The 13,614-nt window shown below is 65.6% G+C and carries 9 protein-coding genes; 6 read left to right on the plus strand and 3 right to left on the minus strand.

Going from position 1 to position 13,614, the window contains the following annotated elements:
- The first annotated feature begins 104 nt into the window (after positions 1-104).
- Complete coding sequence (locus QX034_RS06825; RefSeq protein ID WP_316195113.1) at positions 105-1,307, plus strand: ABC transporter substrate-binding protein; 1,203 nt, start codon at positions 105-107, stop codon at positions 1,305-1,307.
- Positions 1,308-1,461: 154 nt separating this feature from the next.
- Positions 1,462-2,172 carry a hypothetical protein gene (locus QX034_RS06830; protein ID WP_315727560.1) on the plus strand — a complete coding sequence of 237 codons (711 nt, stop codon included), beginning with the start codon at positions 1,462-1,464 and terminating at the stop codon, positions 2,170-2,172.
- Here QX034_RS06830 and QX034_RS06835 read toward each other — a convergent pair.
- The gene (locus QX034_RS06835; protein ID WP_315706547.1) at positions 2,169-2,990 is read right to left on the minus strand and encodes a tetratricopeptide repeat protein; all 822 of its coding nucleotides are present in this window, start codon (positions 2,988-2,990) and stop codon (positions 2,169-2,171) included. The genes QX034_RS06830 and QX034_RS06835 overlap by 4 nt on opposite strands.
- A gap of 91 nt (positions 2,991-3,081) precedes the next feature.
- Positions 3,082-4,029: an alpha/beta hydrolase gene (locus QX034_RS06840; RefSeq protein WP_315706546.1), complete on the minus strand. Its 948-nt coding sequence runs from the start codon at positions 4,027-4,029 to the stop codon at positions 3,082-3,084.
- Positions 4,030-4,253: 224 nt separating this feature from the next.
- On the opposite strand from QX034_RS06840, the gene QX034_RS06845 reads away from it, so the two are divergent.
- Together QX034_RS06845 and QX034_RS06850 are read left to right on the plus strand one after the other, a co-directional pair.
- Positions 4,254-4,727 carry an Hsp20 family protein gene (locus QX034_RS06845; RefSeq protein WP_315706545.1) on the plus strand — a complete coding sequence of 158 codons (474 nt, stop codon included), beginning with the start codon at positions 4,254-4,256 and terminating at the stop codon, positions 4,725-4,727.
- A 191-nt stretch (positions 4,728-4,918) separates the two neighbouring features.
- Complete coding sequence (locus QX034_RS06850) at positions 4,919-5,686, plus strand: alpha/beta hydrolase (protein WP_315706544.1); 768 nt, start codon at positions 4,919-4,921, stop codon at positions 5,684-5,686.
- 50 nt (positions 5,687-5,736) lie between these two features.
- Here the strand turns inward: QX034_RS06850 and QX034_RS06855 are convergent, their stop codons facing one another.
- A complete protein-coding gene (locus QX034_RS06855; protein ID WP_316195114.1) occupies positions 5,737-6,621 on the minus strand; it encodes a hypothetical protein in 885 nt (294 codons plus the stop codon).
- Between the two features lie 533 nt (positions 6,622-7,154).
- On the opposite strand from QX034_RS06855, the gene gltB reads away from it, so the two are divergent.
- Together gltB and QX034_RS06865 are read left to right on the plus strand one after the other, a co-directional pair.
- Complete coding sequence (gltB, locus tag QX034_RS06860; protein WP_409977549.1) at positions 7,155-11,888, plus strand: glutamate synthase large subunit; 4,734 nt, start codon at positions 7,155-7,157, stop codon at positions 11,886-11,888.
- A 184-nt stretch (positions 11,889-12,072) separates the two neighbouring features.
- Complete coding sequence (locus tag QX034_RS06865) at positions 12,073-13,521, plus strand: glutamate synthase subunit beta (protein ID WP_315706541.1); 1,449 nt, start codon at positions 12,073-12,075, stop codon at positions 13,519-13,521.
- Positions 13,522-13,614: the final 93 nt, after the last annotated feature.

Here is a 13,614-nt window from a genome sequence, read left to right on the forward strand (position 1 = left end):
AAGTTCACTTTCTTCGAAAAATATATTTTTTGTTGCGAGACGTCAGCACGGTCCTTATGGTTGGCAAAAAGCCGCCGCCAGCGCGGCCCACCAGGGAGGTGTCCATGCGAAGCATCATCGCGATTGCAGGGCTGTTCGTCGTCTCGTCCGTGCTCGGCGCGCCTGCTCAGGCCGAAGACCCGCCCGGCATCACCGCCACCGAAATCCGCATCGGACAGACCATGCCCTATAGCGGGCCGGTCTCCGCCTTCGGCATCCTGGGCAAGGGCGAGGTCGCCTATTTCAAGATGGTCAACGACCGCGGCGGCATCAACGGCCGCAAGGTCAACCTGCTCTCCCTCGACGACAGCTACGTGCCGCCCAAGACCGTCGAGCAGACGCGGCGGCTGATCGAGAGCGATGAGATCTCCTTCATCTTCTCGACCATGGGCACCGCGCACAACACGGCGATCGCCAAATATCTGCAGGGCAAGAAGGTGCCGCAGCTGTTCGTGGCCTCCGGCGCCTCGAAGTTCGGCGATCCCGCGCAGTTTCCGCTGGCGCTGATGGGCGTGATGGCGCCGTTCCGCAACGAAGCCCGCATGTATGCGCGCTACGCGCTGCAGAAGAAGCCCGACGCGACCTTCGCGGTGCTGGCGCAGAACGACGATTTCGGCCGCGACTATCTCGCCGGGCTGAAGGACGTGCTCGGCGAGCGCTTCGACAGCGCGGTCACGGTCGCGAGCTACGAGTCGACCGAGCCGACGATCGACTCCCAGATCGTGAAGCTGAAATCGACCGGCGCCGACGCGCTGATCATCGCCGCGACACCGAAATTCGCCGCACAGGCGATCCGCAAGACCTTCGAGATCAACTGGCGTCCGATGACGTTCCTGACCAATGTCTCGGTGTGGATGTCCTCGGTGATGGAGCCGGCCGGGCTCGAGGCCGGTACGGGCATCATCTCCACGGCCTATGTGAAGGACCCGCTCGATCCGGCCTGGGCAGACGATCCCGGCGTGAAGGGCTGGCGCGACTACATGGCCAAATACGTTCCCGACGGCGACATCCGCGATTCCAACTACGTCAACGGCTACAACAACGGCATGCTGCTGGAGCACGTCCTGAAGGCCGCGGGAAACGACCTGAGCCGCGAGAACATCCTGCGGCAGGCGCTGTCGATCAAGGACCTGGAGCTGCCGATGCTGCTGCCGGGCATCAAGGTGAACACCAGCGAGAGCGACCATCTCCCGGTCGAGCAGGTGCAGTTCATGCGCTTCACCGGCAAGCAGTGGGAGCGCTTCGGCGAAGTGCTCTCGACCAAGTAGCGAAACGCTGCACCCGGCACCGCGTGATCGCGGCAAGCAACCAGGGCGAGCGGATGCCGCTCACGCTTATCCGGGCTGCGCTTTGGCTTGGCCGTTGGACTTTCGGCGCTGAAGGCGTAGAGCTTTCCGTCGAGAACAAGAGAGCCGCGGCGCCATGTCCGAGACCGATCCCCTCACGCTCAAATTCCGCTGCCCGAAGGAGCTCGAAGGCCTGATCCCACAGCCAGTCCCGGCGACGCTGGGGCTTCCCGATTGGCTCAAGGCCATGCCGTCGACGGCCTTCAGCGCGCTCAACCAGGGCGAGGAGCAGACCATCAAGCGCTGCCCGCCTTTCGTCGACGCGATGACATCAGGCTTTCTGATTCCGCTGGTGTGCGACCTCAAGGTCGAGGACGGCGGAATCAGCTGGGACAACGAGCTGCCGCCGGGCGGCGCGATCGATTTTCCGCGCTCGCCGGTCAGCTTCCACGATGTTGCGCAGGTCACGGGATCGCCGCTGTTCGAAGCCGACCGCTTCCTCCTCAAGTTTCACAATCTGTGGACGATCGAGGCGCCGGAAGGCTGGGCGGTGTTGTTCACCCATCCGATCAACCGTTTCGATCTGCCGTTCACCACGCTGACCGGGCTGGTCGACAGCGATCGCTATCACGACTCCTTCGTGCATTTTCCGGTCCATTGGCACGACACGGCGTTCCGCGGCGTTCTTCCGAAGGGCACGCCGGTGGCTCAATGCATTCCGGTGAAGCGGCAGGCGTGGACGATGCAGACGTCCAGCTTCACCGATGAGGAGATTGCAGAGGTGCACGAGGTGCGCGACGCGCTGAAACGCGAGCAGGGACTCTATCGCAAGAAGTTCAGGGCCTAGCCGTTCCCTGCGCCATCGGCTTGCAGAAATTTCGCGGCGGCGCTCGGGCGGAAGAAGAAGCGGCCATGCGAGCTGGCCGCCAGCGCATAGGCGGCGCGGGTGAGCAGATGCGGCCGGCCGCGCAACAATGTGCGCAGCGCCGCCTGCGCGCCGTCGCGCTCGCCCATTTCGAGCAGGCACATCGCCAGACTGGCGCGCGACTGCGTATCGTCGGGCCGCAAGCCGAGCGCGCGGCGGAAGGTGTCGGCAGCATCGGCATAGGCGCCGTCCAGAAACTGCACCGAGGCGAGCTCGATCAGGATATCGGGACGTCCGGGTGCGGCGTCCCGCGCCGCCACGAGGTTCGCATGCGCGCGTGCCCGGTCATTGGTCCGCAGACACAGGCGGGCGAGGTCGAGCTTCAGGTCGACGCTGTCAGGAGACAGAGCCAGCGCATCCTCGATGACGCCGATGGCGTCATGGATCTGGCCCGCCTTGGCCAGCCGACCGGCCAGCTCCTGGAACGACGGCAGATAGGGCGGACGCCGCGCCGCGGTCCTGCGCAGCTGCGCGATGCCGTCGGCCGAACGCCGTGCATCGCAGAGCGCTGCGCCCAACAGGGTTTCGATCTCGGGATCAGTGCCGCGAAGCGCCGCCTTCTCCAGCGGTCCGATCGCCTCGCCGGCGCGCTGCTGGCCGAGCAGCGCATGCGCCAGAACAAGAAGTGCCGTCCGGTCGGTCCGGCTGGCTTTCAGGATCGAGGCGGCGATCTGCTCGGCGCGGGCGAACTGCCGCGCGCGCAGCGCGTGGATCGCTTCCTGCAGAGCCTGAGCCTGCAAATTTTTCCGCCGTTCACTCACGCGCTTCTGTCACGACTTGCGGGGACATGTCAGCACTAGCCCGATGGCCGAGGGGTGTCCAGCAACGCGCTCAGCCGAACAATGGCGTTCCCGGAACGAACGCGTCGAAGGCCGCCCAGAACTGCTCGCGATAGCGGTCCTGCTCCTGCAGGATCTCGTGCTTGGCGCCGGCAATGACGAGATGCGAGCCGGCACGCAGATGATAGGCGAACTCCTCGATCGCCGAGGTCGAGACCACGGCATCGTTGGAGGCGGCCAGCATCAGGACCGGCTGGCGGATCTGCGAGGGATAGTGGACGCCGCGGAAAGTGACCATGGCCGAGAAGGCGGCATCGGCCCATGCCACGGTCGGCGACGCGATGCCGAGCGTCGGGTCCTCCTCCAGGATCGCCGCGTTCCGGGCGTAACGCACGGGATCCGAGGTGACGGGATTGCTGACGAACGGCTCGAGCCCGGCCATCCTGTCGTTGCCGCCGGGCACATAGCTGCCGCCCTGCCCGGCGAAGCGCAGCACCTTCAACAAGAGCCGCGCCGGCAACGCGGTGCGCCGGCCCGGCAGGTCGATCATCGGCGCCGACAGCACCATGCGGTCGAACCAGCGCTTGCCCGCATGGGCAAGCCTGAGCAGCACCGTGCCGCCCATCGAATGCGCCAGCGCGAAATGCGGCGGCGGACAATCCGGCAGCACCACCTGCTGGACGAAGGTCTCGACATCGACTTCGTAATCGGCGAACGAGCGCACATAGCCCTTGCGGGGATCGCGCAGGCGGCGCGACGAATGGCCCTGTCCGCGCCAGTCGAGGATCGCCACCGCGAAGCCGCGGTCGCGCAGGTCCCGCACCGTCTCGAAATACTTCTCGATCATCTCGCTGCGGCCGGTGAAGATGCAGACCGTGCCCTTGCGGCCCGAAGGCGCCGCCCAGCGCGCAAAGCGCAGCTCGGCGCCATCAGGGGTCTTGATGGTGCCGGCGACGACGTTTTCCGGGACGGGATTGGCAGGGATCGAGACGAGCGTCATGAGGCGCGATCGAATAGGTCAATGAAGCCGGGAATCAAGGGTGAACGAAGCGAAAAAGAGGGACGGCAAGATCAGCTTGAACGGCGCCGCATAAGACCCATATCAGCAGCGTGCAGGCCGCTACCAGTGCTTTCGGACGACATCCGGAACATCAGGCTGCACGACGCGGCCCGGCCCGATGGCGGGCGGGTCATTCGAAACAGTCGCTCAATTGGAGGACTTTCATGCGTACCTACGATCTCACCCCCTTCTACCGCTCCACCGTCGGCTTCGACCGTCTCTTCAACCTGCTCGACCAGGCCACCTCCGACGGCAGCCCCGGCTACCCGCCCTACAACATCGAGCGCACCGGCGAGAATGCCTACCGCATCACGGTCGCGGTATCCGGCTTCGGCAAGGATGATCTCTCGATCGTCGCCAAGGAAAACACGCTGACCATCAAGGGCGAGAAGGCCGCCAACGAGAACGCCAAGGCCAAGAGCGACGTGCTGTATCGCGGCATCGCCGCGCGCGCCTTCGAGCGCTCGTTCCAGCTCGCCGACCATGTGGTGGTCAAGAATGCCAGCCTCGAGAACGGCCTGCTCCATGTCGACCTCGAGCGCGAGATTCCCGAGGCCAAGAAGCCCCGCAGCATCCCGATCCAGACCGGCGCGCAGCAGCCGGTAATCGAGGGCTCGGCCGACAAGGCCGCCGCATAAGGCGATCCCGAACTATTCTGAATAATGCAACGCCCCGGGCCTCCGGGGCGTTCTTGTTTGCGCCGGTACCTTTTCCCGTTTGTTGCACTGCGATCAAACGACCGTGATGCAGTAATGGCGCACCGCTCCACGACGAAGACGAGAGCGTGACCAGATCGAGCCTCTTTTTCAGTTCCTCATGGAGCAAACCGATGAACCTCCTTCGCACTCTCACGCTTGCCGCCGCTGCATTGATTGCGGCCGGCACCGCCGCCTCTGCCGCACCGGCCGAGCCTGTCAAAGCCAATAATGTCGTGCTGGTGCACGGCGCCTGGGCGGACGGCTCGAGCTGGGCCAAGGTCATTCCCTATCTGCAGGCGGCAGGCCTCAAGGTGACTGCGGTCCAGAATCCGCTCACCTCTCTTGAGGATTCCGCCGCCGCCACCCGCCGCGCGCTGGCGTTGCAGGACGGGCCGACCGTGCTGGTCGGCCATTCCTGGGCCGGCACCGTCGTCAGCGAGGTCGGCACCGATCCCAAGGTCAGCGCACTCGTCTATATCGCCGCGCGGGCGCCGGATGCCGGCGAAGACTTCTTGGCGTTGGCCGGCAAGTTTCCCAATCCGCCGGCACGGGCCGGCATCGTCAACCATGACGGCGAGACCAAGCTGTCGGAGGATGCGTTCCTGAAGTACTTCGCCAATGGCGTCGATGCGACGACGGCGAAGGAGCTCTATGCGGTGCAATGGCCGACCGCCGCCTCGATCTTTGCAGGCCGCACCACGGCAGCGGCCTGGCACGACAAGCCTTCCTTCTATGCAGTCTCAAAGGAAGACAAGACCATCGATCCGGATTTCGAGCGCTTCCTTGCCAAGCGGATGAAGGCCACCACGATCGAACTGGATGCCGGCCACCTGTCGCTGGTCTCGCATCCGAAGGAGGTCGCGGACCTGATCCTGAAGGCAGCGGGACGGGCGGAGTAACAGGCGAGGCCAGTTCCCGGTCGATAAGCGATAGGCCAAGCTCCGGCTTCCTACTCCAGCCCCTGCACCGGCGGCATGGCCTGCGTCGGCAGCACCCGCGGCATAGGCTTCTGCTCTGCCGCAGGCTTCGGCGGCGTAACGGACGCCGTGGTCTGGGGAGCTGGCTTCGGCTCCGCCGCAGGCTGCGGCTGAGTGACGGTGGCCGTGGCCTGCGGCGCCGGCGGGCTCTCGACCGGCTTCGCCTCGGCAGGCTTGGGATTGAGGGCCGCGGTCTGTGCCGCCGGAGCGGCCGGCCTGACCGCGGGTGCGGCCAGCTTCGGCGCGGGTGGAAGCGCAACGCGGCTCGCCACCCGCGGCGACGGCACGGGCGCCGGCGGCATGAGCCGCGGATCGGCCCGGATCACCGTCGGCGGCGGCAGGCTGTCGATCTGGCCGCGCGGCGGCGCATAGCGCATCCGCTCGTAGTCGCCGCCCCACCGGGAGGCCGGAACGAAGCGGACGATGCGCCCGGATACGGCGTCGATCACGAGCTTGCCGTCCTCGCCGTCGCGATCGAGCACGGCGACGACATAGACATGACCACGCTGCCGCGGCGCGCCCAGAGGCGAGAAGCCGTGGTCGCGCAGGATCGCATAGACATCGTGTGCCGGCAGGAACGCCGGAGCGTAGCCGTAGTCCGGCGCATAGCCCTCCGGCCGGTACGGCCGCTGCGGCGGGTAGCGGTCATCGGGCCGATACGCATAATCCGGAGCTGGAGCCGGCCCCGGCGCATAACCGTAGGGCGGCGGGGCCGGAACCGGCGCTGGCGGAAGCGGCTGGTCGGCATAAGGGCCGTCGAAATCCGACACCGCGCGGTAGGACGGCGCCAGCGGCTCGGCCTGCGCTGCGGCTGCTGCGATCAAGGCGGCCGAAACGGCACCAAGGGATAATTTCATGGCTTCACGCTCCTGAATGCCCCTGCACCTCGGAGCTTTACGCGCCTGAGGCGTTGGGGCGGAGACGTTCGGCCCCGATTCTGGCGGTCCTTGGCCGGGGCTACGGCCGGATCACGGCGGCTGATCGCAATCGGTAATGCGATGGCCGGCCCGATTTCACGAAAAGTCCTGCTGGGAAGGCAGGTCCTACTGCGCGCGCCGGGACACTGCGGCCCTTGTATGATAAAGAAAGGTTTGACATGGTGAAGCGTTAGGACAGAATGACTGTCTTAAATTTCGTTGCAAAGAGTGCCTGACCTTTGCAATGATATTGCGGCGCCGAAGGGCGCTGTGACATGACAGGCAGACGTACCAGGCTCGGGCCGTCCGTTGGGACATTCACCCGGACCCCAGCCTGAATTCTGAAAATGCGGCTCGCTGATGAGGACGAGCGTGGGTTCCGGAGAGGGGCCGCGCGACGACCGAGGTGCGCCGGACGGTGGTGGTGGCAAGGCCCAGACCGAAAAAGACGAGGGATGGACATGAGCGGGTCGATGAAGCACGAACAATCGGGTGGCGCAGTGCTGGCGACGGATTCCCGCTTCAAACCGGCCGAGACCACCCACGAAATCCACAAGGAACTTCACACCTGGCGCCCGGAGGCCGAGGGTCTCTATGACCCGGCTCAGGAGAAGGATTCCTGCGGCGTCGGCTTCATCGCCAACATCAAGGGCCAGAAGTCTCACCAGATCGTTGCGGATGCGCTGAGCATCCTGTGCAACCTCGAGCATCGTGGTGCCGTCGGCGCCGACCCGCGCTTCGGCGACGGCGCCGGCATCCTGGTGCAGATCCCGCATGCGTTCTTCTCGCGCAAGGCGACCGAGCTCGGCTTCAAGCTGCCGGCGCCCGGCGAATATGCCATCGGCGCGCTGTTCATGCCGCGCGACGAGGCCTGGCGCAACGTCATCAAGAGCATCATCGCCGACCAGATCGAGGACGAAGGCCTGGTGCTGCTCGGCTGGCGCGACGTGCCCACCGACAACTCCTCGCTGGGCGTCACCGTGAAGCCGACCGAGCCGCGCACCATGCAGGTGTTCATCGGCCGCAACGGCGCCGCCAAGACCGAGGACGAGTTCGAGCGCAAGCTCTACATCCTCCGCAAGTCGATCTCGCAGGCGATCTATCAGCGCCGCGACCGCGGCATGTCGGGCTACTACCCGTGCTCGATGTCGTGCCGGACCGTGATCTACAAGGGCATGTTCCTGGCCGACCAGCTCGGCAAATACTACGCCGATCTGCACGAGCCGGATTTCGAGAGCGCGCTGGCGCTGGTGCATCAGCGTTTCTCGACCAACACCTTCCCGACCTGGTCGCTGGCGCATCCCTACCGCATGATCGCGCACAACGGCGAGATCAACACCCTGCGTGGCAACGTCAACTGGATGGCGGCGCGCCAGGCCTCGGTCTCGTCGGAGCTGTTCGGCAAGGACATCAGCCGGCTCTGGCCGATCTCCTATGAAGGCCAGTCCGATACCGCCTGCTTCGACAACGCGCTCGAATTCCTGGTGCAGGGCGGCTACTCGCTGCCGCACGCGGTCATGATGATGATCCCGGAAGCGTGGGCCGGCAATCCGCTGATGAGCGAGGAGCGCCGCTCGTTCTACGAATATCACGCCGCCATGATGGAGCCGTGGGACGGACCGGCTGCGATCGCCTTTACCGACGGCCGCCAGATCGGCGCCACGCTTGACCGCAACGGCCTGCGTCCGGCGCGCTATCTCGTCACCAAGGACGACCGCATCGTGATGGCGTCCGAAATGGGCGTGTTGAAGATCCCGGAGGACCAGATCGTCACCAAGTGGCGGCTGCAGCCCGGCAAGATGCTGCTGGTCGATCTCGACCAGGGCCGCCTCATTCCGGACGATGAGATCAAGGCGCAGCTCGCGGCCAGCCATCCTTATAAGGAGTGGCTCGCGCGCACCCAGATCCAGGTCGAGAAGCTGCCGGATGCGCCGACCAAGGGCGCGCGCACCAACCTGCCGCTGCTCGATCGGCAGCAGGCGTTCGGCTACACCCAGGAAGACATCAGCATCCTGATGACGCCGATGGCCGCCACCGGCGAAGAGCCCACGGGCTCGATGGGCAATGACACGCCGATCTCGGCGCTGTCGGACAAGCCGAAGCTGCTGTTCACCTATTTCAAGCAGAACTTCGCCCAGGTGACCAATCCGCCGATCGATCCGATCCGCGAGGAGCTGGTGATGAGCCTGGTCTCGATCATCGGACCCAGGCCGAACCTGTTCGACCTCGAGGGCGTTGCCTCGACCAAGCGGCTCGAAGTGCACCAGCCGATCCTGACCGATGCGGACCTGGAGAAGATCCGGTCGATCTCGGAAGTCTCCGACAGCCATTTCGTCTCGCGCACGCTCGACACCACCTTCGATGCCGGCCTGGGCGCGAACGGTTTGGAAGAGATGCTCGACGATCTCTGCGGCCGCGCCGAAGCCGCGGTGCGCGAGGGCGTCAACATCATCATCCTGTCGGACCGCATGGTCTCGGCCGAGCGGATCGCGATCCCCTCGCTGCTCGCCTGCGCCGCCGTGCATCATCATCTGATCCGCACCGGGCTGCGCACCTCGGTGGGCCTGGTGGTCGAATCGGGCGAGCCGCGCGAGGTGCACCACTTCGCCTGCCTCGCCGGCTACGGCGCCGAGGCGATCAACCCCTATCTCGCCTTCGAGACCATCATCGCGCTGAAGGACAAGCTGCCTGGCGCGCTGAGCGACTACGAGGTGGTGAAGCGCTACATCAAGTCGATCGGCAAGGGCCTGCTCAAGGTCATGTCCAAGATGGGCATCTCGACCTATCAATCCTATTGCGGCGCGCAGATCTTCGACGCGGTCGGGCTCAAGGGGGAGTTCGTGCAGAAGTTCTTCGCCGGCACGCATAGCCGCGTCGAAGGCGTGGGGCTCGCCGAGATCGCCGAGGAAACCACGCGCCGTCACACGGACGCTTTCGGCGAGGCGCTGGTCTACAAGAGCGCGCTCGATGTCGGCGGCGAATATGCCTTCCGTAGCCGCGGCGAAGATCACGCCTGGACTGCGGAGTCGGTGTCGACCCTGCAGCATGCGGTGCGCGGCAACTCCAAGGAGCGCTACCAGGCGTTCGCGAAGATCCTCAACGAGCAATCGGAACGGCTCTTGACCTTGCGCGGCCTGTTCCGGATCAAGTCGGCCGAGGACGATAAGCGCAAGCCGGTCCCGCTCGACGAGGTCGAGCCGGCCAAGGAGATCGTCAAGCGCTTTGCCACGGGTGCGATGAGCTTCGGCTCGATCTCGCGCGAGGCGCATACGACGCTGGCGATCGCGATGAACCGGATCGGCGGCAAGTCGAACACCGGCGAAGGCGGCGAGGAAGCCGACCGCTTCAAGCCGCTGCCGAACGGCGATTCCATGCGCTCGGCGATCAAGCAGGTGGCCTCGGGCCGGTTCGGCGTGACGACGGAATATCTCGTCAACTCCGACATGATGCAGATCAAGATGGCTCAAGGAGCGAAGCCCGGCGAAGGTGGCCAGCTCCCCGGCCACAAGGTCGATGCCACCATCGCCAAGGTGCGGCATTCGACGCCGGGCGTCGGCCTGATTTCGCCGCCGCCGCATCACGACATCTATTCGATCGAAGACCTGGCGCAGCTGATCTACGACCTGAAGAACGTCAATCCGGACGGTCAGGTCTCGGTCAAGCTGGTCTCGGAAATCGGCGTCGGCACGGTCGCGGCGGGCGTCGCCAAGGCCCGTGCCGACCATGTGACGATCGCGGGCTTCGAGGGCGGCACCGGTGCCTCGCCGCTGACCTCGATCAAGCATGCCGGCTCGCCCTGGGAGATCGGCCTTGCCGAAACCCACCAGACCCTGGTGCGCGAGCGGCTGCGCAGCCGCATCCTGGTCCAGGTCGACGGCGGCTTCCGCACCGGGCGTGACGTCGTGATCGGCGCGCTGCTCGGTGCCGACGAGTTCGGCTTCGCCACCGCGCCCTTGATCGCGGCCGGCTGCATCATGATGCGCAAGTGCCATCTGAACACCTGCCCGGTCGGCGTCGCGACGCAGGACCCGGTGCTGCGCAAGCGCTTCACCGGCCAGCCCGAGCACGTCATCAACTACTTCTTCTTCGTGGCCGAAGAGGTCCGCGAGATCATGGCGAGCCTCGGCTATCGCTCCTTCAACGAGATGGTCGGCCAGGTGCAGATGCTGGATCAGTCCAAGCTGGTCGCGCATTGGAAGGCCAAGGGCCTCGATTTCTCCAAGCTGTTCGTGAAGCAGAAGGAGCAGCCGGGCCAGAAGATCTATCGTTCGGAAGCGCAGAACCATCACCTGGAGGCCGTGCTCGACCGCAAGCTGATCGAGCAGGCGCGGCCCGCGCTCGATCGCGGCGCACCGGTGAAGATCGAGGCCGAGATCAACAACACCGACCGCTCGGCCGGTGCGATGCTCTCCGGCGCGGTCGCCAAGATCTACGGCCATGCCGGCCTGCCGCATGACACGATCCATGTCAGCCTCAAGGGCACCGCGGGCCAGGCCTTCGGCGCGTGGCTGGCGCACGGCGTCACCTTCGAGCTCGAAGGCGAAGGCAACGACTATGTCGGCAAGGGCCTCTCCGGCGGCCGCATCATCGTCAAGCCGCCGCGGATCTCCGGCATCGTGCCGGAGGAATCGATCATCGTCGGCAACACCGTGATGTACGGCGCGATCTCCGGCGAGTGCTACTTCCGCGGCATCGCCGGCGAGCGCTTCGCCGTACGCAACTCCGGCGCGGTCGCGGTGGTCGAAGGCGCCGGCGACCATTGCTGCGAGTACATGACCGGCGGCATCGTCGTCGTGCTGGGTAAGACCGGGCGCAACTTCGCGGCCGGCATGTCGGGCGGCGTCGCCTACGTGCTGGACGAGGCCGGCGACTTCGACAAGCTCTGCAACATGGCGATGGTCGAGCTCGAACCGGTGCTGTCCGAGGAGATGATCGCCGAGGACACCTACCACCAGATGAGCGATCTCGAGGCGCATGGCCGGGTCGACGTGTTCAAGAACCTGCTCGCCTCCGACGTCGAACGGCTGCATATCTTGATCTCGCGTCACGCCAAGGCGACAGGCTCCAAACGAGCGGCCGAGATCCTTTCGAACTGGAAGGACTATGCGCCGAAGTTCCGGAAGGTGATGCCGGTGGAATACCGCCGCGCGCTGAAGGAAATGGCGGCCAATGCCGACGCCGAGCCGAAGATCGCAATCGGGGCTTGATGCGGGACAAAGCCGCTAGCGTCATTGCGAGCGCAGCGAAGCAATCCATGGCTCCAGACAAAGGCTGGATTGCTTCGTCGCTTCGCTCCTCGCAATGACGGGAATTACTTCGAGATTCCGGGTCTGCGCCGATCGGCGCATCCCGGAATGACGGGACAAGGATCGTAAGGGACGTCGTAGGTTCATGGGCAAGGTCACAGGTTTTCTCGAAATCGAGCGGCACGATCGCAAGTACACGCCCGTGGCCGAGCGTCTGAAACACTTCCACGAATTCGTGGTCCCGCTCTCCGAGAAGGAGCTGCGCGACCAGGCCGCGCGCTGCATGAATTGCGGCATCCCCTATTGCCACGGCACCGGCTCGGCCGCGCCGGGAGCGCCAGGCTGCCCGGTCAACAACCAGATCCCGGATTGGAACGACCTCGTCTACAACGGCAATTGGGAAGAGGCCGCGCGCAACCTGCACTCGACCAACAACTTCCCGGAATTCACCGGCCGCATCTGCCCTGCCCCGTGCGAGGCCTCCTGCACGCTCAACATCGACGACAACCCGGTCACCATCAAGACGATCGAATGCGCGATCGTCGACAAGGCGTTCGAGCAGGGCTGGATCAGGCCGGAGCCGGCGGCGGTGAAGACCGGCAAGAAGATCGCGGTCGTGGGCGCCGGCCCCGCCGGGCTCGCCTGCGCGCAGCAACTGGCGCGCGCCGGCCATGACGTCCACGTCTTCGAGAAGAACGCCAAGGCCGGCGGCCTGCTGCGCTACGGCATTCCCGACTTCAAGATGGAGAAGGGCATCATCGACCGCCGCCTCGCGCAGATGGAAGGCGAAGGCGTCACCTTCCATTACGGCGTCCATGTCGGCGGCAATGGCGGGCTCGATGCCAAGAGCCTGCTGAAGGACTATGATGCCGTGGCGCTGACCGGCGGCGCCGAGGCGCCGCGCGACCTGGCGATCCCCGGCCGCGATCTCTCCGGCATCCACTACGCCATGGACTTCCTGCCGCAGCAGAACCGCCGCGTGGGCAACGAGCCTGTCAACGCCACCGACATCCTCGCCGGCGGCAAGCATGTCGTCGTGATCGGCGGCGGCGATACCGGAAGTGACTGCATCGGCACCTCGCTGCGCCAGGGCGCATTGTCGGTCACGCAGCTCGAGATCATGCCGGCGCCGCCCGAGCACGAGAACAAGCCGCTGACCTGGCCGAACTGGCCCTTGAAGATGCGGACCTCGTCGAGCCAGGCCGAAGGTGCCGCGCGCGAATTCGCGGTGCTCACCCAGAAGTTCGAGGGCGAGAACGGCGCAGTCAAGAAGCTGCATTGCGTGCGCGTCGATGGCCAGTTCAAGCCGATCCCCGGCACCGAGTTCGAGCTCGCCGCCGACCTCGTGCTGCTGGCGATGGGTTTCGTGCATCCGGTGCATGAGGGTCTGCTGAAGACTCTCGGCGTCGATCTCGACCCGCGCGGCAACGTCAAGGCCAACCTCACCGACTATCAGACCTCGGTGCAGAAGGTGTTCTCGGCCGGCGACATGCGCCGCGGCCAATCGCTGGTGGTGTGGGCGATCCGCGAGGGCCGGCTCTGCGCGCAGGCCATCGACACCTTCCTGATGGGCAGGACCGACCTGCCGCGGTGAAGCGGCGGTCAACCTGTTGGTTGCGGCGCTCGCGCCGCACCCGCTTTCGCGGGTGATCTAGCCGGATTTTCCGAAGCAGCGCCGCCTCTCACC

This window comes from Bradyrhizobium sp. SZCCHNR3119 (assembly GCF_032487775.1).
Classification (GTDB): Bacteria; Pseudomonadota; Alphaproteobacteria; order Rhizobiales; family Xanthobacteraceae; genus Bradyrhizobium.

Bases quoted from the DNA above. Each gene is read 5' to 3' on its own strand.
- QX034_RS06850 (WP_315706544.1), top strand. From the start codon at position 4,919: ATGAACCTCCTTCGCACTCTCACGCTTGCCGCCGCTGCATTGATTGCG.
- QX034_RS06845 (WP_315706545.1), top strand. From the start codon at position 4,254: ATGCGTACCTACGATCTCACCCCCTTCTACCGCTCCACCGTCGGCTTC.
- QX034_RS06840 (WP_315706546.1), bottom strand. From the start codon at position 4,029: ATGACGCTCGTCTCGATCCCTGCCAATCCCGTCCCGGAAAACGTCGTC.
- QX034_RS06830 (WP_315727560.1), top strand. From the start codon at position 1,462: ATGTCCGAGACCGATCCCCTCACGCTCAAATTCCGCTGCCCGAAGGAG.
- QX034_RS06865 (WP_315706541.1), top strand. From the start codon at position 12,073: ATGGGCAAGGTCACAGGTTTTCTCGAAATCGAGCGGCACGATCGCAAG.
- gltB (WP_409977549.1), top strand. From the start codon at position 7,155: ATGAAGCACGAACAATCGGGTGGCGCAGTGCTGGCGACGGATTCCCGC.
- QX034_RS06825 (WP_316195113.1), top strand. From the start codon at position 105: ATGCGAAGCATCATCGCGATTGCAGGGCTGTTCGTCGTCTCGTCCGTG.
- QX034_RS06855 (WP_316195114.1), bottom strand. From the start codon at position 6,621: ATGAAATTATCCCTTGGTGCCGTTTCGGCCGCCTTGATCGCAGCAGCC.